Source organism: Pseudomonas sp. H2_D02 (assembly GCF_054677635.1).
On sequence record NZ_CP162816.1, the window covers coordinates 2,645,748 to 2,666,920 of the forward strand.

A 21,173-nucleotide genomic window follows, 5' to 3' on the forward strand; every position below is an offset into this window, starting at 1 on the left:
AAAATGTTTATTGAAGAAGCAGTCAAACCACCGATTGCGGGAGCGCAGCCGCTCGCTCCCGCAGGATTCCGGTCGTTGCCGGGTCAGTTCACTGGCGGGTGCGCCCCGTCATTTCCTGGGCCATTTCGCTGGCATAGCTGTCGGTCATGCCTGCGATGAAATCAATCATCCGCAGGAAAGCGCCATGCAGCGGCCCGTCAGGATCGGGGGCGTTGTTGCCCAGCAAATCGAGGATTCGGCGATTCTTGAATGAGGGCGTTCGACCACCGTGTTGTTCCAGGGCGGCGCCGCAAAAACCGTTGAGCAGGATTTCCAGCGTGGTGTAGGCACCGATCTCGTTGAGCGTCTTGCGCTTGTCCTGGAATATTTTCTTGCGGGCCATGTCCTTGGCATTCAACACGCAGCGCTTGGCCGGCCCGTGCATGTGTTCCACGAGGTCGCCCTGCAGTGTGCCGGCAAGCAGCGCATCCTGTTGTTCGACGAACGCACGGGCGGCGGCGTTGGTCAGGTGTTCGATGGCCTTGCCGCGCAGGATAGCCAGCTTTCGTCGCCTGGAATCCAATGGTCCAAGCTGGCGATAGGTTTCCGGCAGATCGTCTCCGACCAGGTCCAGCAGCAGCGATTCCACCTGCGAATATTCCAGCAGGTCCATTTCCACACCGTCTTCCAGGTCGATCAGCGCGTAACAGATGTCATCGGCGGCCTCCATCAGGTAGACCAGCGGATGCCTTGCCCAGCGCTGATCCTCGATCTGCGGCAGGCCAAGTTTGTGGGCGATTTGCTCCAGAAGCGGCAATTCGCTCTGATAGCAGCCGAACTTGTGCTTCTTGTAGCCCAGTGAGTCGGCGTGACGGGCTGTCCAAGGGTATTTCAGGTAAGTGCCCAAGGTTGCATAGGTGAGCCGGGTGCCACCGTCGAACTGATGATATTCAAGCTGGGTGAGAACCCGGAATCCCTGGGCGTTGCCTTCGAAATTGAGGAAGTCGTTACGCTCGGCCTCGCTCATCGCATCAAGCCAGCCACGCCCTGCGGCCTGTTGGAACCAATAGCGGATGGCGTCCTCGCCGGAATGACCGAACGGCGGGTTGCCGATATCGTGGGCCAGGCAGGCCGATTGCACGACCATGCCCAGGTCGCTGGGTTCACACCAGTCTGGCAGGGCGCTGCGGATGGTCTCTCCGACGCGCATGCCGAGCGAACGTCCGACGCAGCTGACCTCGAGCGAATGGGTCAGGCGCGTATGGATATGATCGTTGCTGGACACCGGGTGCACCTGGGTCTTGCGCCCAAGGCGACGGAATGCACCGGAGAAGATAATGCGGTCATGGTCTTTGTGAAATGGACTGCGGCCCAGTTCTTCCGGACTGTGCAGCGTTTTTCCCAGGCGTTCGCGAGTCAGCAGGGTGTGCCAATCCAAGGCCGGTTGCTCCGTTTGTTGAGTCGATGCCCTAGCTTCCCGGTTCGCGCGGTGTCCTGCAAGGCCTGAGGGATGCGATCAGTTGTGCCAGGGTGTTGCATTGACAGTCGAAGCGGGCCGTTCGATGAGAAGGGCCCGTCGAGCAGTATCAGGGTTTACGCGTACTCTTGGCGAGCTTGATCAGCGGAAGCAATGTCGTTGCCAGCCGGATCAGGCGCGACAAGCCCCCGGAGCGCCCGCGCCGGGTTCGCTTGCCGCCGAGGAAACCCAGCAAGGTGACCGCGGCCACGCCCCAAAGCGAGGCATGCTTGAGCCCGAAGCCCTCATGCCAACTTTGCGTAAACCCCCGCACCCGTTGCAGGGGGTGCAGCAGTTGCCGCGTTTCCTGGCGAATTTCCTGGCGGTGCATCTCCATGCGCAAACGCACCAGCGCCTTGCGCATCTCCTGTCGGGTACGGGCTTGAGGAATATCGGGCAGGCTCATGGCAACAGGCGCTCCCGGTCATTGGCCAGTTCTTCGAGGGTGGCATGGAAAGGCGAGGACTCGTCGTAGATCGCAGCCTTGAGCCGAAGCCCGCAGAACAATGCCGCCAGCAGGTAGAACAGGCAAAGGCCAATGATCCCCGCCAGGCGGTAGGTGTCCCACACCAGAATCAGCACGAGCGCGGACAGTCCAACCAACAACAACAAGGCAAAGACCAGCGCCAGGCCGGCAAATAGCAACAGGCTGACGGTACGGGCCTTCTGTTCCTGCAATTCTATGCCGAACAATTCGACGTGGCTGTGCAGCAAGCCGAGGAACGCCGCGCCCAGGCGTCGTGCGGTAGGTCTTGTGCCCGTTTCGGGCGAGCCGGATTCGTCGATACCCATCATTAGCGCCGTGTCGCCAGCAATCCGATCAAAAAGCCAACGCCTGCGGCAATACCAACCGATTGCCAGGGATTGGCCTGTACATATTCTTCGGTGGCGATCACGGCGGCCTGGCCGCGCTCGCGCACGGATTCTTCGGTCAGCTTGAGCGTCTCGCGGGCGCGCAGCAGGGTTTCGTGGATCTGGCTGCGCAGTTCGTCAGCTTGGTCGCCCGCCAGCGTCGCGGTGTGATCCAGCAGTCGCTCGGTATCGCTGACCAGCGTCTGAAAGTCTTCCATCAGCGTTTCTTGAGCAGTCTTTGCCTGGGTTCTGGCCATGGGTGGATCTCCGTAGGTGACGTCTGAAGCGTTCGAGTATGAGCCATGCAGGAAGGTTCAGTGAAACTGACTGGTACAACTTTTGCTCGGCTTTTTGCCATGTACTGGTGCGTGAGCCTGCGCCAGTGCGCTGAAGCTGGGCGAGCGCCCTAAAACCTTGATCCAGAAAATCAAAAAACGCAAAGCACGACGAAGCAGGGCATCGGTTCGCTCATTGTCATGCACCAAAGCGGTTCGACCGCCTTCGACAGGCTGGCGGATTGTTTTAATTTGGTGCGCTGATGGCGCGAAATGAACCGCTTCGGTGCTTTTTCAACTTTTTCAGGTCTGCCAATCACCATGGAAAATATGCAAAGCGCCGTGGACAGTCTGGTCCATAGTTCCAACACGCTGTTCATCCTGCTTGGTGCTGTCATGGTCTTGGCCATGCATGCCGGGTTTGCGTTCCTGGAAGTCGGGACGGTCCGGCAAAAAAACCAGGTCAACGCGCTATCAAAGATCCTCAGTGATTTTGCTGTCTCGACCCTGGCCTATTTTTTCATCGGTTATTGGGTTTCCTATGGCGTGACGTTTGTGCAACCGGCGGCGGCCCTTGCTGCGGACCACGGCTATGGCCTGGTGAAGTTTTTCTTCTTGCTGACATTTGCCGCTGCGATCCCGGCCATTATCTCCGGTGGAATAGCCGAGCGAGCCCGCTTCGCGCCGCAACTGTGCGCCACGGTGCTGATCGTGGCGTTTGTCTATCCCTTTTTCGAAGGCGTGGCCTGGAACGGCAACTTCGGCTTGCAAGCTTGGCTGCAGAGCCATTTCGGTGCCGGTTTCCACGATTTTGCCGGTTCTGTGGTGGTCCATGCCATGGGTGGCTGGCTGGCGTTGGCCGCTGTACTTCTGCTCGGACCGCGTAACGGGCGTTACCGGGACGGGCGACTGGTGGCATTCGCCCCGTCGAGCATTCCGTTCCTGGCGTTGGGTTCGTGGATCCTGATCGTCGGCTGGTTCGGCTTCAACGTGATGAGCGCCCAGACCTTGCCCGGTGTGAGCGGGTTGGTGGCGGTCAATTCCTTGATGGCGATGGTGGGCGGGACCGTGGCGGCGTTGATTGTCGGGCGCAACGACCCGGGCTTCCTGCACAACGGACCGTTGGCTGGCTTGGTGGCGGTTTGCGCGGGCTCCGACCTGATGCATCCGATTGGAGCGCTGGCGACCGGCGCGATTGCCTAGGCGCTCTGTTTGTGTGGTGTTTCACAGCGGCCCAGGGCAAATGGAGAATCGACGACGTACTGGGTGTCTGGCCGTTGCATGGGCTATGCGGTGTCTGGGGCGGTATCGCCTGCGGGATCTTTGGCCAGCAGGCCTTGGGCGGCCTGGGCGGGGTGAGCCTGGCCAGCCAACTGATCGGTACGGCACTAGGCGTGGGGATTGCGCTGATCGGCGGGTTCGCGGTGTACGGGGCGATCAAGGCTTTGTTGGGGCTGCGTCTGACCCAGGAAGAAGAGTATTACGGCGCCGACCTGTCGATCCACAAGATCGGCGCGGTGAACCTGGACTGATCGGTATCACGGCTCCTTGTCCTGGTTGCCCGGATAAAATCCGTGCAGGAGCCCATAACGCTCGTGGCGGACTTGATCGACATGATGCCGGACTCGCTGTTCAGGCAACCCGAGCATGATCAGCGCGTGGGACGCCAGCATCAGGCTGGACTCCAGCAGTTCCGGGACCACTTCGGTGGCTCCGGCGGCCTGCAATTCGGCCAGTTGACTGTCGTCGCGGGTGCGCACCAGGACAGGTACGTGCGAATTCACCCGCCGGACCTCCTTGAGTACCGTCATCGCGATGTCTGTCTTGTCCACCGCGATCACCACCAATCGCGCGCGACCGAGCCCGACCGCGGTAAGCAGGTCCGCTCGGCGTGAATCGCCATAATGCACGCAATGTTCGCCCGCAGTGGCTTCCCGGATGATGACCGGGTCGTCGTCCAGGGCGACGAATTCCAGCCCCTCGCGGCGTAGGAAACGCCCAATGGACTGGCCGACGCGACCATACCCGCAAATCACCACGTGGCCTGACAGGCCTGCATTGCGTTCGCTGATCTGCTCCAGTTGCGCTTCTTCGTTGGGTTTGCGGTGCAGCCGGGCAGCTATGCCTGGCGCGGCGCGGAGGAATAATGGAGTCACCAGCATCGAGCAGAATGTCGCGGCCAGTAGCAGGCCACCGATATCGGCGGGCATGAAGTGGTTCTGTTGCATCAGGGCCATCAGGGCGAAACAGAACTCGCCACCCTGGGCCAGGGCCAGGCCGCTGCGCCAGGCCGTTTCGCCATCGCTGCCGCGCCATTTCACCAGTGCGGCCACCACGCAGCCCTTGATGGTCATCAGGCCGAGGGTCAATCCGAGGATCAGCAGGCCATCGTCCATGAACAATTGCAGGTCGATCAGCATGCCGATGCTGACGAAGAACAACCCGAGCAGGATGTCGCGGAACGGGCGTATGTCCGCCTCGATCTGGTGCCGGTAATGGCTTTCACCCAAAAGCATCCCAGCCAGGAACGCTCCCAGGGCCGGTGACAGGCCGAGCAGGTGGGTAAGCCACGCCGTGAGCAGCACGATCACCAGGGCCAGCAAAACGAAGAGCTCGGCGGAGCGGGATGCCGCCACTTCATGGAACAGGCGCGGCAGCAGCAGCCGGCTGGCCAGCAACAGGCCGCCGAACAGCACCAGCGTCTTGCCCAGGGTCAAGGGCAACGCCCAATACCAGGCGTCGTCACTGTTACCTGCAAACACAGGCACCAGGGTCAAAAGCAATACCGCGACGACGTCCTGGAACAGCAGCACCCCGATCGCGTTCTGGCCGTGGCTGCTGAAGATCTCTCCCAGGCTGGACAGCTCCTTGCTGACAATGGCCGTAGAAGACAGTGCCAGTCCTGCGCCGAGTAGCAGTGCCGCCGCCAGCGGAGCGCCACTGCCTGCCAGCAGCACGCCCAGCAGCGCGGCTGAGCAGAGAACTTGCAGGCTTCCAAGGCCAAACACGACCCGACGCAGTTCGAGCATCTTCGACAGCGAGAACTCCAGCCCCAACGAAAACAACAGGAAAACCACCCCAAGCTCGGCCAGGTCTGGCAGCTCTTCGCTGTCATTCACCCAGTCCAGCGCGGTGGGCCCGACAGCCAGGCCGACGCACAGATAGCCCAGCACCGGTGGCAGGCGCAGGCGCCTGAACAGGGCAATGACCACCAGGGACGAGGCGAGAATGATCAGCAGGTTGGCGAACAAGAGAAACTCCGTTTCAAGGTTTACGAGACCCAGCGTAGAACAGAAAAAACACCGAGCATCACTGGAAAAGCATTTGGGCTCAGTGATTTGCGTCAGCGTTTTACCGAAACAAACTGCGACATGGTACCCGGCTCGACGGTTGCGTGGGGCGGGCCTAGAATGGCGATCTGTCTTTTTGGGGTACCTGCCATGACACCGGAATGCCAGCTGTTCGGCACCCTGGGTTGCCATCTGTGTGAAGTCGCCGAGGGTGTGTTGATGCCTTTCGTCGAACATGGATTGTTGGTGGAACTGGTTGATATTGCCGAGAGCGATGTCTTGTCCGAAGCCTACGGGCTGCGCATTCCCGTGTTGCGCAGGATCGACACGGGTGCGGAACTGGATTGGCCGTTCGACGATCCTGACCGGGTTGCTTCATTCCTGCGTTGACGCCTTCCATCGGCTGGACCTGCATGCCGCCATTGGCGAAAGGGTGTTCTTCGGTTACTGTATGTCCATACAGCTACTGGAGTGCAACCCTTGGTCAATGTCGAGCAATTGAAAAACAGCGTGAACCGGATGTCCGTGGACGTTGTACGCGAAGCGGTACTGGAGTTGCGTCTGGACGGTCTGGTCACGGAGGGCAAGACACCTTTCAACAAGCTGCACTTCAATACCTGTTTCGCCGAGATAGAAGCGCTGTTCCAGCGCGCCGGCTACCACAAGCAACTGGATGTGGTGGGATATCAGGGCCTCTTGTATGCCTTGTACGATCCGGGGCGCTGGGAGGCGGTCGAAGTGCTGCGCTGGTTGAAGGAATTCACCGAAGCCGCTGCAAGGCGGACAACGGTCTCCGCCTGAGCCAGGTATCGCTGGGCTGGCGTAGATGACTGTCGGATAATGCCGGCCCCAGCAAAAAGGTAAAGAGTCTTCAATGCCCGGTTCATCGTTTTCCGCAGCTCATCAGCAGGCCAGCACTTTGTACCTGCCGCCCGGTGCCTGGCAGACTGTGCTGGAATGCCTCTGCGAGCATTTCAGCGCGATCAGCCGTGAGCAATGGCTGGACCGGATTGCACGGGGCCGGGTGCTGGACGGGGAGGGGAAGGCGATCCGTGCCGATCTGCCATACCGTGAAGGCCTTCGCATCCACTATTTTCGTGAAGTGCCCGATGAAAAACCGATCCCAGTGCTCGAGTCGATCCTCTATGCCGACGAGCACCTGGTGGTGGCAGACAAGCCGCATTATCTCCCTGTCACTCCGGCGGGCGAATATGTCGAGCAGACCTTGTTGCGGCGATTGATCCGTCGGCTGGATAACCCGCATCTGGTGCCCCTGCACCGTATTGATCGGCACACGGCCGGGCTTGTGCTGTTTTCAGCCAACCCGCAGACCCGTTCGATCTATCAATCGTTGTTTCCGACACGCCGAATCGAAAAAAGCTACCAGGCGATTGCGCCCGCGTTGCCTGGATTGAGTTTTCCCCGCGTGCATGAGAGCCGGTTGGTCGATGGCGAGCCGTTTTTCCGAATGCAGGAGGGGGCGGGCGCACCCAATACCGAGACGGCCATCGACGTGCTGGAAAAAAACGGTGACCTGTGGCGCTATGGACTGTATCCGGTCACCGGTAAAAAACATCAGTTGCGCGTGCATATGAATGCCTTGGGCGCACCTATCTGTAACGATCCGTTCTACCCCGATGTGATTCGGGATGCCCAGGATGACTACTCCAATCCGCTCAAGTTGCTGGCCCAAGAATTGCGTTTCGTCGATCCGGTCACGAATCAGGATCGGTTTTTTGAAAGCAACATTACGCTTCAGTGGTAGCCATTGCGTTTTCGACAGGCAAAAAAAAGCCCGCAATCAATGCGGGCTTTTCTGTATCTGGCTGTGACGTTGAAGATTACAGATCTTTAACGGTACGAACCTGGTCCTTGTTCACGCGAGTCTGCTTGCCGTCCAGTTGCTCAAATTCGTAGAAGCCGCTCTCTTCATCGTATTTAGGCGTGTCGACGGCCTGGATTTCGCGACCGTCATTCAAGGTGATCACTGTTGGCGATGCGCACCCGGCGAGAGTGGCGAGGCCCAGCGCGAGCATGAAAGTAGCGAGGGTCCGTTGGTTCATGGTGTTTCTCCGAAATGGATTCTTCAAGTTACTGACCTTCAGACGTATACATCGCGCGCAAGTTCCTGGCTAGTGTCAATCTGACACGCCTTTGTGCTGGGCGAGGAGTTCCGGCGTGTTGAGATTGGCCAGTCGGGGATCGTTGGACGGGCATTGCAAGGCGACTGCTTGCAGCGTGCGCATGATGCGACCGGGGCTGCGTTCTCCATCGCTCCAGGCTTGTTCGAAAGTGGCTGACAAGGCGCGGGGAATGATGCAAAGCAGCGGCTCCCAATGTTCGCCGTGACGCACCATCAGTGGTTTGTCAGGATGTTTGCTGGCCGTTTCGCGCATGCTGTCCAGCAGACTCGAGTCGATTTGCGGTACGTCGCACGGCAACACCAGCAGATAAGGATGCTTCGCTGCCTTGAGACCAGCCCTGATTCCAGCCAGCGGGCCCGGAAAGTCACCTTCATCGTCATGAACCAACTGGTCGGCATACGATGCGTAGCGCTCCAGGTTGCGGTTGCAGGAAATGATCAGGTCGTCGCTCAGGGTGCGGGTTTGCCGATGAAGGTGGGCAATCAACGGTTCACCTCGCCACTCCAGCAAGCCCTTGTCCTGCCCACCCATGCGTTGACCGCGTCCGCCAGCGAGGAGCAGCACGGAGCAAGGTGGCAGGGCATTATTCGAGGTCATCGGGTGTCTCCGCACGGGCGAAAAAATGGGACGCTGTGATATAACACCAGGCTGTTTCCCCTACAACTGGACGAGCCTATGAAAGCCAAGGCTGATGTACCTTTCGTGCCGCTCAATGTCGCGGTGCTGACTGTCAGTGATACCCGTACCCTGGAAACCGACACCTCGGGCCAGGTCTTTGTCGATCGCCTCACGGAGGCAGGGCACAACCTCGCGGCACGGGTGTTGCTCAAAGATGATTTGTACAAGATCAGGGCGCAAGTTGCCGCCTGGATCGCCGACGATGTCGTGCAAGTGGTGTTGATCACTGGCGGTACCGGCTTTACCGGGCGCGACAGCACGCCGGAAGCCGTTGCGTGCCTGTTGGACAAGCAGGTCGATGGTTTCGGCGAGCTGTTCCGGCAGATTTCCGTGGCGGACATCGGTACCTCCACTGTCCAGTCGCGGGCACTGGCCGGCTTGGCCAACGGGACGCTGGTATGTTGCCTGCCCGGGTCTACCAATGCGGTGCGCACGGGATGGGACGGAATCCTGGCCGAGCAGCTCGACGCGCGGCACAGGCCGTGCAATTTCGTGGCCCATTTGAAACAGGCGGCCCCTTGTGAATCCCGTGGGTAAACCGGGCAAGACGGGTGCCTTGATGGCCGTCGAGGTCGCCTTGGAGCGCTTGCTCGAGATGGCGGCCGCCACGCCCATCGTCCAGCACGAGCGAGTGTCATTGGCCGAGGCCCAGGGAAGAGTGCTGGCGGAGGATCTGGTCTCGACGCTCGACCTCCCGCCATGGCCCAACAGCGCCATGGACGGTTACGCCTTGCGCCTGGCTGACTGGGATGGTGAAACACCGCTGGTGATCAGCCAGCGGATTTTTGCCGGGCAATCTCCGGACCCCCTTGCCGCTGGCACCTGTGCGCGGATCTTTACGGGGGCGCCGATCCCGATGGGCGCCGATTGCGTCGAGATGCAGGAAAACGTCATCGTCGAAGACGACCAGCGGGTGCGGTTTACCCAGCCCATGGCCTGCGGTCAGAACATCCGTCCCCAAGGACAGGAAACAACCGTTGGAGAGCAGGTTCTCGGCGCCGGCACTCGCCTGGGGCCGATTGAGTTGGGGCTTGCGGCATCCTTGGGGCGTGCATCGCTGGGCGTGATACGCAGGGTGCGAGTTGCTGTGCTGTCCACAGGTGATGAGCTGGTAGAGCCCGGCCAGCCCCTGGGGCCGGGGCAGATTTATAACAGTAATCGCGTATTGCTCTGTGGTTGGTTGCAACGCCTGGGTTGTGATGTGGTCGATGCGGGTATCCTGCCTGATGACCTGGCCACGACTCGCACCTGCCTGGCTCAACTATCGGACGTCGACCTGATTCTTTCCACGGGCGGTGTATCGGTGGGGGAGGCGGATTTCCTGGGCATTGCGTTGCGTGAAGAAGGGGAGTTGACGCTCTGGAAGCTCGCCATCAAGCCGGGAAAACCGCTGACGTTCGGGCATTTTCGCGGCGTGCCGGTGATTGGCCTGCCTGGAAACCCTGCCTCGACCCTGGTGACCTTCGCCCTGTTGGCGCGGCCTTATCTGTTGCGTCGCCAAGGTGTTCAGGCGGTGTCGCCTCTCAAGTTCCAGGTGCCCGCCGGTTTCGTCTGGACGAAGGCAGGCAATCGGCGCGAGTTCTTGAGAGGACGCATCGAAAATGGTCGAGCCATCATTTATCGCAACCAGAGCTCCGGTGTCCTGCGTAGTGCCGCCTGGGCCGAAGGGCTGGTGGAGGTCCTTGAAGGAAGGACGCTGGCTGAAGGCGATATCGTCAGTTTCATCCCCTTGAGCGAAGTCCTGGACTAGCCCGGCAATCGCCAACGTGCTGCGGCCTGATTCTGTATCGGGTCTCTACGCGCTGTTGCCTTTATCGCGACAGCAGCATCACCAACTGGTCGAAACGATTGTTCGCGACCCACCCCAGCAGCCCGACCACGACTGCCGCCGCACCCGCCAGATAGGCAAGGCGGTGTCGTACGGCCTTCACGTCGATACGGATTTCATCCATGTCCCTTCGGATGTATTTGAGGTGGGTTTCCAATTCAACGACGCGCGGTTCCAAATCAATTCCTCCAACGGGATTACTGCAACGTTTGCATTCGCTTTTGAGATCGGCCGGTTCGTTCCCGAAGGATGCGAGGTGGCGGGGTGACAGCTTGTATTCATGGCTATGCATGGGGCATTTCCCCCTGTCGCCATGATTTCTTGAGCGCGTGAGCGGGCCCCAGGGGGCCGTGACATATCCATCCATGGGTTACACATCCTTGTCTGATGGTTGTTTAGAGGTTCAGCACAACACCCTGTCAAGGTGTCTCAATACGGTTAGAGGGTCAATTGAGCTGATTCGCCAAGTCTTGTAAGAAAATTCTTGGAATCGAGAAATTGATCAGGTTTTTTGCGGATATTGCCCATGTCCGGGGCTATTTCCAGCGAATGAGCGGTCCCATTTCCTGAACCTTCCAATGACGGAGACAACGATGAGCAAAGGCAAGGCGCTATTGATCCTGCACGGCAAGCAAGCGCTCAACGAAGAGGTTCGCGCGGCAGTGATGCTCAAGCGCAAACAAGGCTGGGACTTGGCAGTGCGGTTGACGTGGGAAGCGGGCGATGCCCGGCGGTGTGTGGATGAGGCCCTGGACGCGGGTTATAACCGATTGATCGCTGGCGGCGGGGACGGGACCTTGCGCGATATTGCCGAAGCCATTGCCCAGCAATCCGGCGACGCCAGCCTGGTATTGCTGCCTTTGGGTACCGCGAATGATTTTGCCCGGGCCGCCGGTGTGCCGCTGGAACCGGATCGCGCCTTGGACTTGCTGGATATCACGCCGCAGGCGGTCGATCTTGGTGAAGTTGGCGGGCAGATCTTTCTGAACATGGCTACGGGTGGTTTCGGTAGCCAGGTGACGGCGAACACCTCCGAGGACCTGAAAAAAATCCTCGGCGGCGCTGCCTATCTGTTCACCGGCCTATCGCGCTTCAGCGAATTGAGCGCAGCCTATGGCGAGCTGCAGGGGCCCGGTTTTCATTGGCGGGGCGATCTGTTGGCGCTGGGCATTGGCAATGGTAGGCAGGCCGGAGGAGGGCATTTGCTGTGTCCGGAGGCGCTGGCGGACGATGGCTTGCTCGATATCAGTATTTTGCCGGCGCCTCAGGAAGTGGTGAGTACGCTCAAGGATTTGCTGGCCGGTGGGCTGGGCATCGACAACATGTTCGTGCGAGCACGCTTGCCGTGGGTGGAAATCAAGGTGGCCCAAGGCCTCGACATCAATCTGGACGGCGAACCGTTGCAAGTAGACGACCTGCGTTTTACGGTTCGCCCGCAAGCGCTACGTGTACATCTGCCCGCCGATTCGCCTCTGCTGGGCGGCTCGACGAAGCTCAATCGTCCAGGCTGATGATCTGCTCGCGCACGGCAAACAAGACCAACCCGGCCACGTCGTGGATCTGCAGGCGCTTCATGATCTGAGCCCGATGGGTTTCCACCGTCTTGATGCTCAGGCTCAGGCCGTTGGCAATTTCCCGGGTGGACTTGCCGCGAACGATCAGTCGCAGGATTTCCAACTGGCGTGCCGTCAGGTTGTGGGTCTGGGCAGGATCGGGCTGATATTTTTGAACGCGGGTCAGGGCCTGGTTGATCACGGTGTGGGCAATGGCCGGGCTCAGGTAGCGTTCGTCGTTGCGCAGGGCTTCCAGCGCGTGGCCCAGTTCGGTGGGGGTCGTGTCCTTGAGCAGGTAGCCGTGCGCTCCTGATTCCAGCGCCTGCATGATGAGTGCGGGGTCGGTGTGCATGGACAGGATCAGGACCTTGCTGTGGGGACGTACTCGCTTGAGTTGCTGCAAGGCTTGCAGGCCGCTGGTGTCTTTCATGGAAATATCCAGCAGCACGATGTCGGGGTTGAGCCGTTCCACCAGCTCCAGCAACTGCGAGCCGTCATTGGCTTCGCCGACAACGGCGTAGCCAGGCAGGTCCAGGACCAGGGCGCGCACACCCGCACGGATAAGCGAATGGTCATCTACCAAAAGCAAATTACAAGTCAATGGAGAACCTTATTCTTGCTGGCCCGCTCCAGGGCGCGGGGCGCCCAGGGAAAACGAGCTTCGATATGCGTGCCTTTGCCGGCCTCGCTGACTATTTTGAGCGTACCGCCCAGTTGCTCGACCCGCTCCGACATGCCGGCCATGCCGCGTTGTCCTTCGCGGGCAGGGTGGTCGGCTGGGACAAATCCCTGGCCGTCGTCGCTGATCACTAATGTCAAACCTTCGGGCAGCCGTTGCAGGCGCACGAGGAGATTCTTTGCCTGGGCGTGGCGCAGAATGTTGGTGATCGCTTCCTGGGTGATGCGAAAGGCGGCGACGGTCATTTCTTCCGGTATGCCGGTCATGCGCTGCTGGCAATCGAGGCTCCAGTTCACGGACGTATTGGCCAGTGTCTTGAGCAAATGCGCACGCAGGCTGGCTTCCAGGCCCAGGCTGGTCAATTGCCTCGGATTGAGAATCGCCGACACATCGCGCACCTTGTTCAGGGTCTCGTCGAGCGTTTCGCTGAGGACAGAGCATTGGTCTTGCAGCTCTTGCGGCATGCGGCGCTTGAGCCATTCGCTCTGCAGCTTGGCCGCGGTCAGCAACTGGCCAATGTCATCGTGCAATTCGCGACTGAGTCGATGACGTTCGTTTTCCTGGACTTCCAGAAGTCGGTCGGCCAGTTCCTGCGGCTGGAACTTGATCGACTTGCGCGACAGTCGATACTGGATCCAGACGCAGGCCAAGACCGCCATGTTCAGTGCAAGCAAGCTCAGCGGCACCGTCATGGCCGACCAGTAGGCCAGCAGGCTGCCGAGGGTCGAGCAGATGCACAGCAAAAGTGTGAGCCGACGGGCGTTTTCTCGGGAGGGTGGCCAGGAGGTAAATGACTTGAAGCTGGCGTACATAACGGATGGAGCCAATGGATGTTCGCTGCGGGCAGGCCAGTCAGCGAATCTGACGGGCCGGGTCGGGTAAAAGGTTCAGGTCGAGGACGGCTTCGGTTGGCGGCTTTTGGCGCGGCGGTTCGAAGTGACTGACGGAAGACATAGTACCACTTCAAATATCGTTGGTCGCGCTCGGCTTGGTGGTAGCAAAGCTCGGTGAGCCGGGCACTTGGCTGGCTGCCATGACGGGCGGTTTCATGCTTGTTTCTGAGCGTAGGGTACCAGCCCCAGCGGGCGTGGAGTTTGCAGCGCTTGGCAAGGATTCTGGCCCACCTGGAACGCAAACGCTTCGATCAGGGAGGTTTGTTCGCTGCTGTCCAGGCTCAATTTGCCTGTGGTGTGGTCAACCAGTTCGAGTTGCCAGGCCATCAGTGTGAAGCAGTCTTTCAATGCGCCCAACGCCTGGTCGTGCAACTCCATGCGATTTTGCGCATGGGTGAGCAGGCCATGGATGTGCAATGAAAAATCCGAAACGGCCTCCAACGCAAGTGCATCGGCCTTGTTTGCCAATTTCAGCAACGTGCTGAGCATGCAATCAATGGCGTCCTTGTCGTTGTTGATCAGTTGCAGGTGGCTCAGGCATTCCTCCGACTTGGCCAAGAGCGTCTCGGCTTCGGTCAGGAACTCTGGAAGGCGCTGGCTCCAGTTCTTGCGATCGTTCGGCATGCTTATCTCCACAACATCATGTCAGGCGAAAGTAAATCGCGTGTGGCGAACGCTGGATCCCATGGCCGTGAACGAACGACGGCGCCTCGCGCATCCCCGCCGCTTGGCAGAGTCCGGCGCGCAAACGATTGCACGCGCGGGATCGGCCGAAAGGCTGGAAGGTCGATGTCCTGTGGTCGCGCACAAAAGCCTGACTCCGTTCAGCAATGAGAATGGCGTCACATTAATGGCTATTGAATAGCGGGAATATCAGGTTGGACCTGATTGTGCCTAGGGGAAACCCTTAGGCAGGGGAACTTTGTCCGCAAACCGAAGTCGCGCGGCGGGGACAGGAGGATGAAAAAAAGCAGGAGGCCAGTAAAGCATGATGTTAATGTGATATCAATCTCTCGCCTTGATATTTCATTTCAGGGTCAAGATTTGGCGCAGGACGCCGATAGCGCCATTACAGGATTCATCCGAACAAGCCCAGGAGTCATCGATGGCCGGCATTCTCGACACAGTAGATCAACGAACCCAACTGGTGGGTGAGAATCGCCTGGAAATTCTCATGTTTCGGCTGGCCGGGCGGCAATTGTTCGCCATCAACGTATTCAAGGTCCAGGAAGTGTTGCAACTGCCGAAGCTGACCTTGATGCCCCAGCGCCATCCATTCGTCTGCGGCGTGGTCAACCTGCGTGGCCAGACGCTGCCGGTCATCGACCTGTCCCAGGCCATCGGCATGCGCCCGTTGGTGCCGGGGCCGAACAGTACCATCATCGTCACCGAGTACAACCGCTCCGTCCAGGCGTTTCTGGTGGGTGGCGTGGACCGCATCGTCAACATGAACTGGGAAGCCATCCTGCCACCCCCGACCAGCGCCGGCCGCGAGCATTACCTGACCGCCATCAGCAAGGTGGACGACCAGTTGGTGGAAATCATCGACGTGGAAAAAGTCCTGGCCGAAATCGTCCCTTACAACGCCAAGGTTTCCCGCGACAAGCTCGAAGACCCGGTGTTGGAGCGCGCCCGTGGCCGTGAGGTCCTGCTGGTGGACGACTCCAACGTCGCGCTCTCGCAATTGCGTGACACCCTGGGCCAGTTGGGCGTGAAGATGCACATCGCCAGCGACGGCCTGAAGGCGCTGAACATGCTCAAGGCCTGGGCGGACTTCGGCGAGGTGATGACCGACAAGTTGCTGATGATCTTCACCGATGCCGAAATGCCGGAAATGGACGGTTATCGCCTGACCACCGAGATTCGCAACGATCCGCGCTTGCGTGGACTCTATGTGGTGCTGCATACCTCGCTCTCCGGCAGCTTCAACGAGTCGATGGTCAAGAAAGTCGGCTGTGACAATTTCCTTTCCAAATTCCAGCCGGACAAGCTGGTAGACGTGGTGCGCCAGCGGCTGATGCTCGACTGATACCGATCCCGGTTTGCTTCGGTGGCCGGCTCGTATAAGGTGGCTTTTTTCGCCTGGGGAGCTGACCATGTTGCGGCTGAGCGCGCTGTATCGTTATCCGTTGAAATCCGGCAAGGGCCAATCGCTGCAAGGGATTGGCCTGGACAAGCTGGGGTTGGACGGTGACCGCCGCTGGATGCTCGTCGATGAAGGCAGCGGGCGATTCCTGACCCAGCGGGCCGTGGCGAAAATGAGCCAGCTGTCGGCCTTGTGGAACGAGGCGGGCGGCCTGACGCTCAGTGCGCCGGGCTACGGCACCTTCGAAGCGGCATTGCCGCCAGTCATCGAAGAACAACGACGCGGCGTGATCATCTGGCGTGACACCTTGCGGGTGCCGGATGCCGGGGACGAGGCGGCGGCCTGGGTCAGCGAATTCATCGGCCAGCGCACCCGGCTGGTCCATGTCCCGGTGGAATTGGCCCGTACCACGGCAGCCGGCTATGGCCGGGACGACGACAAGGTTGCTTTCGCCGATGGTTTTCCTTTGTTGTTGATTGGACAGGCCTCTTTGCAGGATCTGTCTGGCAAGGTCGGCCGCCCCCTGGAAATGCTGCGCTTCCGTCCCAACCTGGTGATCGAGGGCAGCGAGGCATTTGCCGAAGACGGCTGGAAGCGGATTCGTATCGGCGACGTGGAGTTCCGGGTGGTCAAGCCATGCTCAAGATGCATCATGACCACCGTCGATCCGCAAACCGGTGAGCGCGATCCGAATCGCGAGCCTTTCGCGACGTTGCAGCAGTACCGTTCGACGCCTGACGGCGCGATGTTCGGGCAGAACCTGGTGAATGACGGCAACGGCAGGCTTGAAGTGGGGATGCCGGTCGAAGTGCTGGAATAAAACTCTCAAGAACAAAAATGCCCGTGTCCAATGACACGGGCATTTCTATTTACCGGACAACCGTTTTCGCCACGAAAATATCAGGCGCGATATTCACACAGGTAAGCCGTGTCGACGGCCACCTTGAGCTGGAACTTGCTGTTGGCCGGGACGTTGAACTGGCTGCCGGCCTCGAAGGTTTCCCAATGGGTGCTGTCAGGCAGCTTTACGCTCAGGGCGCCAGACACTACGTGCATGATTTCCCGCTGGGCGGTGCCGAATTCATATTCGCCCGGTGCCATGACGCCAATGGTCGCTGGGCCTTCGGCAGTGCCGAACGCGATCGACTTGACGGTGCCGTCGAAGTACTCGTTGACTTTAAACATGGGCGATTCCTCGAGAAAGGGCTGAAAAAGGCCGGCCAGTATGCACAAGGCCACAACAGTCGTCATCTGTCGCGCCCGGCGAACCGCTCAGCCTGTCAGCACAAGAGGCAATAATCGCGCCGTGTTGCGGGCGTCCTCCAGTGCGCGGTGCTGTTGCCCACAGAACTGCAGCCCGGCCAATTGCAACGCTGCATTGAGCCCCAAGGGGCGCTCCAGCCGACGCGCCTTGGCGAAACGTTGCTTGAGATTCATGTGCTGAACCTGACCAAGCACGCTTTGCAGTTGTTGTTGCTGCCATTCCTGCAGCAATTGCTTGCGATCGTAGTCACCCCAGCTGATCCAGCCCTCAAGATTGGCGTGATAGGGCGCCAACCAACGCTCGAAAACAGGCCAGACCTCGGTCAGCGGGGCGGCGCTGTCGATGTTGGCCTGGCTGATGTGAGTCAGCTGGCGACAAAAAGGGGTGAGCAGCGGTCGCCGCAGTGGCCGGACAAACCGCTGGAAATGATCCACCTCCCGGCCGTCTCGGTTCACCAGGCTGGCGCCGATTTCGATAATTTCCATTTCGCTTACCGGCCAGCCACCTTCATCGGTGGTGGCCTCCAGATCAATCACCAGCCAGTGAGGCATCGCTAAAGTTCCTGGTATCGGCGTGCTGATGGGTTTGAGCGTAGTCAAACCCGGCGCATCCGCCTAGTCCTGGCCCCGAGCGCTTGCTAGGTTGCCCCGGCCAGCTTAAATTGCCCACGCCGATTTGATGAAATAGCCGTGCATGGGTTGATCGACTGTGGGAGAACGCAGGTGGACGAGCAAAAAACCCAGGGCGTGATGCGCGAGCTGGTCGACAACGGTCAGCTGACCGACCCGGACAGTGCTCGCGGCAAACTGCTCCAGACCGCGGCTCACCTGTTTCGTAACAAAGGCTTCGAGCGCACCACTGTGCGCGACCTGGCGAGTGCCGTGGGCATCCAGTCGGGGAGCATTTTTCATCACTTCAAGAGCAAGGACGAAATCCTTCGGGCGGTGATGGAGGAAACCATCCGCTACAACACTGCGTTGATGCGCGCGGCCCTGGCCGAGGCCCGCGGCGTGCGCGAGCAGGTGCTGGCGCTGATCCGCTGCGAATTGCAGTCGATCATGGGCGGCACCGGCGAGGCGATGGCGGTGCTGGTCTATGAGTGGCGTTCCCTGTCCGCGGACGGACAGCGCCACGTCCTGGCCCTGCGCAATATTTATGAAGATGTCTGGCTTGAAGTCTTGGGGCGGGCCAAGGAGGCCGGGTATATTCGCGGGGACGTGTCCATTACCCGGCGCTTCCTGACCGGTGCGTTGTCCTGGACCACCACCTGGTTTCGCACCGAAGGCAGCCTGAGTCTCGATGAACTGGCCGAGCAGGCCCTGATCCTTGTGTTGGCAGAAAAATAATAAGCAAGCGACCGCTTAAAATTGGCCGCATGGCTGGCTAAGCGGCTGAAACCGCCTAGCGTCACTGTATTGATGGGTCTTTTAGGGGAGTGGGGTATCTTGACGTTATTGCCGATGGGGATGACCTCACGTGTTTTGCTGGCCGCTCTGGCTCTTTTCCTGACGTCTTCCCTTGAGGCGGCGCAGTTGGTGCGGATTGGCGCGGCACATTTTCCACCCTATACCGTTCGGCCCGAAAACGGCGCCGACACCGGCCTGCTGCCGCAACTGGTGGAGGCCCTGAATCGATCGCAGGCCGATTACCAGTTCGTCCTGGTGCCCACTTCGATTCCGCGCCGCTTCAATGATTTCAAGCAGGGACGCGTCGACATGGCGATTTTCGAGAACCCGGACTGGGGCTGGCAGGATGTGCCACATACCGCAGTCGACATGGGGCTGGAAGACGCCGAGATCTTTGTGACCCAGCGCCAGCCAGATCGCCAGCAATCATATTTCGCTGACCTGAGGGGCAAGCGCCTGGCGTTGTTCAGCGGTTATCACTACGCCTTTGCCGAGTTCAACCCCGACCCCAAGTTCCTTATCAGGCAGTACAACGCCACGCTGACCTATTCCCACGACAGCAATTTGCAGATGGTGGTGCGCGGGCGCGCGGATATTGCCTTGGTGACCCGCTCGTACCTCAGCGACTACCTGTTGCGCAATCTTGAGGTAGGCCCCCAGTTGCTGGTTTCCGAGCGCATCGATCAGATCTATCACCATTACGCGCTGATCCGACCCCAGGCGCCCATCAGTGCCGATGTGTTCCAACGGTTGCTGCAGAAACTGCGGGACAATGGGCAAATGTTGGAGATCTTCCAGCCCTACCGGATCGAGTTGGTGCCACCACACGCTCATTGAGCCAGACTAAATTTCCCATTCCGGCTCACGTCACACGTTGACCATCGACGAATACGTGAGCCGCTCCAATGTCCATCTCCAAGCCTTCAACAACGCTGCCCTTGCCGGGTGGCCGCCACCTCGGCGCTGATGAAACCGAGCGTCATCTGAGCCTGATGCTCGAAGGCGCGCCCTTGATCCGCCTGCGCCTGGAGCGCGGCCCTCAACTTCATGTGCATCTTCAAGAAGCCAACGACCGGCCTGTAGGGCCGGCGCTGTGGGCCGCCTGCTATTGGTTGTTTGCCAGGGATCCCGATTGCCAGCAATTGGTCTGGCACCTTGACGAACGCCCCGGCGAAGCCTTGCTCAGTGGCTTGCTGGCGGGCACGCCCGAGGTGAACGAATACGTCTGTGAGCGCGTCTTGTTCTGGCAATTGCCGCAACCTTGGCTGGGGGAAGCATTCAACGGCAGTTATCCGCAGCAAATGATCATCACCGATGGCAAGCGCCATCCTCGTCGACCGATCAAGCCACGAGGCGAGGTGTATCGACGTTTCGATGCGCGGCTGGGGGCTTGGGTGTCCCTGCGAACCCTCGAAATCGAGCAGGACCTGACACGCTTCAATCGCTGGCAGAACAGCCCTCGGGTCGCCAGCTTCTGGCAAGAGGAGGGCAGCCTGGAGCAGCATCGCGAGTATCTGGGCAAACTGCAGCACGACCCTCGGGTCTTGACGTTGATCGGCTGTTTCGACGACCAGCCATTCGCCTATTTCGAAGCCTATTGGGCCAAGGAAGATCGAATCGCGCCGTTCTATGACGCCCACGATTATGACCGCGGTATCCACATGCTGGTGGGCGAGGAACAACATCGGGGCCCGCATAAAGTCGCGAGCTGGCTATCCGCGCTGGTGCACTACCTGTTTCTCGACGATCCACGCACCCAGCGCGTGGTGGCCGAGCCTCGGGCCGACAACGCCCGGATGATCGGGCATTTGCATAACCAATGCTTCCATTGTGAGAAGGAATTCGATTTCCCGCATAAGCGGGCGGCGTTGATGATCCTGGGGCGGGAGCGGTTTTTTGATCGGTGTTCGCTGATGTGAGATGAGCAGGTCCCTGTGGGAGCGGGCTTGCTCGCGAAGGCTGTGTATCAGCTGGCACAGAAGTCAGCTGGCACTCTGCCTTCGCGAGCAAGCCCGCTCTCACATTGGGCATCGGCAAATCGGCTGATCACCGCCGCGCAAACGTATCCCCGCGTACCCCCGACACCTTGCGGCAATGCACCAGGGCGTCGCGGATCATGAAGTTCACCAGGGTTGGCGAGACGCCCAATTCCTTGGCGATGTCCTTCTGCGGCACGCCGTGCAGGCGGTACATCTCGAAGGCGTAGCGAGTACGGCTGGGCAGCTCGGTCAACGCGTCGGCGATGTGCTCGAGCGTGGAAAAGTTGATATGCGACGTTTCCGGCGAAGCTCCCTGGATCACCACGTTCAAGCCTTCCTCTTCAGGGCCCGAGTACTTCTGTTCCAGCGCTTGCTTGCGGTAATGGTCGATCGCCAGGTTGCGCACGATCTGGAACAGATAGCTGAGCTGGGCCTTGATGGAGGAGGTGATCTGCGGCGCCGATTGCAGCCTGAAAAACGCGTCTTGGACCACATCTTCCGCGCGGGACCGGCACCCGGTGATGCGCGCTGCGATCTTGACCAGGATGGTTCGGTTATCGACGAATGCCTGAAGTAGCGGTGAGTCGCACCTGCTTGTGGATACTTGTTCCGTCATGGAATTCACCTTGCTGCAATTAGTTAGCAGGACGGTCGGGCCAGCGGATCCGTCCTACACATCGGGGGCCAAATTAGGCTTAATGATAATTATTGTCAATTGAGAAGAAGAATTATTGATGAAAGGAAGTCCAGA

At 59.7% G+C, this 21,173-nt stretch carries 25 protein-coding genes and 1 pseudogene; 12 read left to right on the forward strand and 14 right to left on the reverse strand.

What is annotated here, in order from left to right:
• Positions 1 to 88 precede the first annotated feature (88 nt).
• From AB4N42_RS12315 to AB4N42_RS12330, 4 genes are all read right to left on the reverse strand, one after another.
• Positions 89 to 1,417 carry a deoxyguanosinetriphosphate triphosphohydrolase gene (locus AB4N42_RS12315; RefSeq protein WP_030141897.1) on the reverse strand — a complete coding sequence of 443 codons (1,329 nt, stop codon included), beginning with the start codon at positions 1,415 to 1,417 and terminating at the stop codon, positions 89 to 91.
• A gap of 148 nt (positions 1,418 to 1,565) precedes the next feature.
• Positions 1,566 to 1,901, reverse strand: coding sequence for a hypothetical protein (locus AB4N42_RS12320; protein ID WP_030141898.1), 336 nt, complete (start codon positions 1,899 to 1,901; stop codon positions 1,566 to 1,568).
• Positions 1,898 to 2,287 (reverse strand): phage holin family protein, encoded by a 390-nt coding sequence (locus AB4N42_RS12325; RefSeq protein ID WP_030141899.1) that lies wholly within the window; start codon positions 2,285 to 2,287, stop codon positions 1,898 to 1,900. The genes AB4N42_RS12320 and AB4N42_RS12325 overlap by 4 nt, the downstream gene beginning before the upstream one ends.
• 2 nt (positions 2,288 to 2,289) lie before the next feature.
• A complete protein-coding gene (locus AB4N42_RS12330) occupies positions 2,290 to 2,604 on the reverse strand; it encodes an ElaB/YgaM/YqjD family protein (RefSeq protein WP_030141900.1) in 315 nt (104 codons plus the stop codon).
• 339 nt (positions 2,605 to 2,943) lie between these two features.
• Between AB4N42_RS12330 and AB4N42_RS12335 the strand changes: the two are divergent.
• Positions 2,944 to 4,154, forward strand: a pseudogene (locus AB4N42_RS12335) (ammonium transporter).
• 6 nt (positions 4,155 to 4,160) lie between these two features.
• Here AB4N42_RS12335 and AB4N42_RS12340 read toward each other — a convergent pair.
• The gene (locus AB4N42_RS12340) at positions 4,161 to 5,873 is read right to left on the reverse strand and encodes a cation:proton antiporter (RefSeq protein ID WP_198797270.1); all 1,713 of its coding nucleotides are present in this window, start codon (positions 5,871 to 5,873) and stop codon (positions 4,161 to 4,163) included.
• A 189-nt stretch (positions 5,874 to 6,062) separates the two neighbouring features.
• Here AB4N42_RS12340 and AB4N42_RS12345 point away from each other — a divergent pair, with 189 nt between their 5' ends.
• From AB4N42_RS12345 to AB4N42_RS12355, 3 genes are all read left to right on the forward strand, one after another.
• Complete coding sequence (locus AB4N42_RS12345; RefSeq protein ID WP_030141903.1) at positions 6,063 to 6,302, forward strand: glutaredoxin family protein; 240 nt, start codon at positions 6,063 to 6,065, stop codon at positions 6,300 to 6,302.
• 90 nt (positions 6,303 to 6,392) lie between these two features.
• Positions 6,393 to 6,713, forward strand: a complete 321-nt coding sequence (locus tag AB4N42_RS12350; protein WP_030141904.1) for a transcriptional regulator — start codon at positions 6,393 to 6,395, stop codon at positions 6,711 to 6,713.
• A 73-nt stretch (positions 6,714 to 6,786) separates the two neighbouring features.
• Entirely contained in the window at positions 6,787 to 7,677 is an 891-nt protein-coding gene (locus AB4N42_RS12355; RefSeq protein WP_217860009.1) for a pseudouridine synthase, read from the forward strand.
• Between the two features lie 76 nt (positions 7,678 to 7,753).
• Here AB4N42_RS12355 and AB4N42_RS12360 read toward each other — a convergent pair whose 3' ends face one another.
• A complete protein-coding gene (locus tag AB4N42_RS12360) occupies positions 7,754 to 7,975 on the reverse strand; it encodes a YgdI/YgdR family lipoprotein (protein ID WP_030141906.1) in 222 nt (73 codons plus the stop codon).
• A 75-nt stretch (positions 7,976 to 8,050) separates the two neighbouring features.
• Entirely contained in the window at positions 8,051 to 8,653 is a 603-nt protein-coding gene (mobA, locus tag AB4N42_RS12365; protein ID WP_030141907.1) for a molybdenum cofactor guanylyltransferase MobA, read from the reverse strand.
• Between the two features lie 78 nt (positions 8,654 to 8,731).
• On the opposite strand from mobA, the gene moaB reads away from it, so the two are divergent.
• A complete protein-coding gene (gene moaB / locus AB4N42_RS12370) occupies positions 8,732 to 9,271 on the forward strand; it encodes a molybdenum cofactor biosynthesis protein B (RefSeq protein WP_030141908.1) in 540 nt (179 codons plus the stop codon).
• A 22-nt stretch (positions 9,272 to 9,293) separates the two neighbouring features.
• Positions 9,294 to 10,484 (forward strand): molybdopterin molybdotransferase MoeA, encoded by a 1,191-nt coding sequence (locus AB4N42_RS12375; RefSeq protein WP_407683466.1) that lies wholly within the window; start codon positions 9,294 to 9,296, stop codon positions 10,482 to 10,484.
• Between the two features lie 61 nt (positions 10,485 to 10,545).
• Here AB4N42_RS12375 and AB4N42_RS12380 read toward each other — a convergent pair whose 3' ends face one another.
• The gene (locus AB4N42_RS12380) at positions 10,546 to 10,854 is read right to left on the reverse strand and encodes a hypothetical protein (RefSeq protein WP_030141910.1); all 309 of its coding nucleotides are present in this window, start codon (positions 10,852 to 10,854) and stop codon (positions 10,546 to 10,548) included.
• 301 nt (positions 10,855 to 11,155) lie between these two features.
• Between AB4N42_RS12380 and yegS the strand changes: the two genes are divergently transcribed.
• A complete protein-coding gene (gene yegS, locus AB4N42_RS12385; protein WP_460116255.1) occupies positions 11,156 to 12,073 on the forward strand; it encodes a lipid kinase YegS in 918 nt (305 codons plus the stop codon).
• Here the strand turns inward: yegS and AB4N42_RS12390 are convergent.
• From AB4N42_RS12390 to AB4N42_RS12400, 3 genes are all read right to left on the reverse strand, one after another.
• Positions 12,057 to 12,716: a response regulator gene (locus AB4N42_RS12390; RefSeq protein WP_030141912.1), complete on the reverse strand. Its 660-nt coding sequence runs from the start codon at positions 12,714 to 12,716 to the stop codon at positions 12,057 to 12,059. The genes yegS and AB4N42_RS12390 overlap by 17 nt on opposite strands.
• On the reverse strand, positions 12,713 to 13,606 hold the full coding sequence (locus AB4N42_RS12395; protein ID WP_030141913.1) for a sensor histidine kinase: 894 nt from the start codon (positions 13,604 to 13,606) through the stop codon (positions 12,713 to 12,715). Before AB4N42_RS12395 ends, AB4N42_RS12390 begins: the two co-directional genes overlap by 4 nt.
• Positions 13,607 to 13,840: 234 nt before the next feature.
• On the reverse strand, positions 13,841 to 14,311 hold the full coding sequence (locus AB4N42_RS12400) for a hypothetical protein (protein ID WP_460116256.1): 471 nt from the start codon (positions 14,309 to 14,311) through the stop codon (positions 13,841 to 13,843).
• 481 nt (positions 14,312 to 14,792) lie between these two features.
• On the opposite strand from AB4N42_RS12400, the gene AB4N42_RS12405 reads away from it, so the two are divergent.
• Entirely contained in the window at positions 14,793 to 15,716 is a 924-nt protein-coding gene (locus tag AB4N42_RS12405) for a chemotaxis protein CheV (RefSeq protein WP_030141915.1), read from the forward strand.
• Between the two features lie 67 nt (positions 15,717 to 15,783).
• Positions 15,784 to 16,593 carry an MOSC domain-containing protein gene (locus AB4N42_RS12410; protein ID WP_217860007.1) on the forward strand — a complete coding sequence of 270 codons (810 nt, stop codon included), beginning with the start codon at positions 15,784 to 15,786 and terminating at the stop codon, positions 16,591 to 16,593.
• An 80-nt stretch (positions 16,594 to 16,673) separates the two neighbouring features.
• Here AB4N42_RS12410 and ppnP read toward each other — a convergent pair whose 3' ends face one another.
• Both ppnP and AB4N42_RS12420 read right to left on the reverse strand, forming a co-directional pair.
• Positions 16,674 to 16,958: a pyrimidine/purine nucleoside phosphorylase gene (ppnP, locus tag AB4N42_RS12415; RefSeq protein WP_030141917.1), complete on the reverse strand. Its 285-nt coding sequence runs from the start codon at positions 16,956 to 16,958 to the stop codon at positions 16,674 to 16,676.
• An 87-nt stretch (positions 16,959 to 17,045) separates the two neighbouring features.
• Positions 17,046 to 17,588: a 3'-5' exonuclease gene (locus AB4N42_RS12420; protein WP_030141918.1), complete on the reverse strand. Its 543-nt coding sequence runs from the start codon at positions 17,586 to 17,588 to the stop codon at positions 17,046 to 17,048.
• A gap of 171 nt (positions 17,589 to 17,759) precedes the next feature.
• On the opposite strand from AB4N42_RS12420, the gene AB4N42_RS12425 reads away from it, so the two are divergent.
• From AB4N42_RS12425 to AB4N42_RS12435, 3 genes are all read left to right on the forward strand, one after another.
• The gene (locus tag AB4N42_RS12425; protein ID WP_460116257.1) at positions 17,760 to 18,383 is read left to right on the forward strand and encodes a TetR/AcrR family transcriptional regulator; all 624 of its coding nucleotides are present in this window, start codon (positions 17,760 to 17,762) and stop codon (positions 18,381 to 18,383) included.
• 120 nt (positions 18,384 to 18,503) lie between these two features.
• The gene (locus AB4N42_RS12430) at positions 18,504 to 19,280 is read left to right on the forward strand and encodes a substrate-binding periplasmic protein (RefSeq protein ID WP_460116258.1); all 777 of its coding nucleotides are present in this window, start codon (positions 18,504 to 18,506) and stop codon (positions 19,278 to 19,280) included.
• 68 nt (positions 19,281 to 19,348) lie between these two features.
• Positions 19,349 to 20,362 (forward strand): GNAT family N-acetyltransferase, encoded by a 1,014-nt coding sequence (locus tag AB4N42_RS12435; protein ID WP_030141921.1) that lies wholly within the window; start codon positions 19,349 to 19,351, stop codon positions 20,360 to 20,362.
• 127 nt (positions 20,363 to 20,489) lie between these two features.
• Here the strand turns inward: AB4N42_RS12435 and AB4N42_RS12440 are convergent, their stop codons facing one another.
• Positions 20,490 to 21,038 (reverse strand): RNA polymerase factor sigma-70, encoded by a 549-nt coding sequence (locus tag AB4N42_RS12440; protein WP_030141922.1) that lies wholly within the window; start codon positions 21,036 to 21,038, stop codon positions 20,490 to 20,492.
• Positions 21,039 to 21,173: the final 135 nt, after the last annotated feature.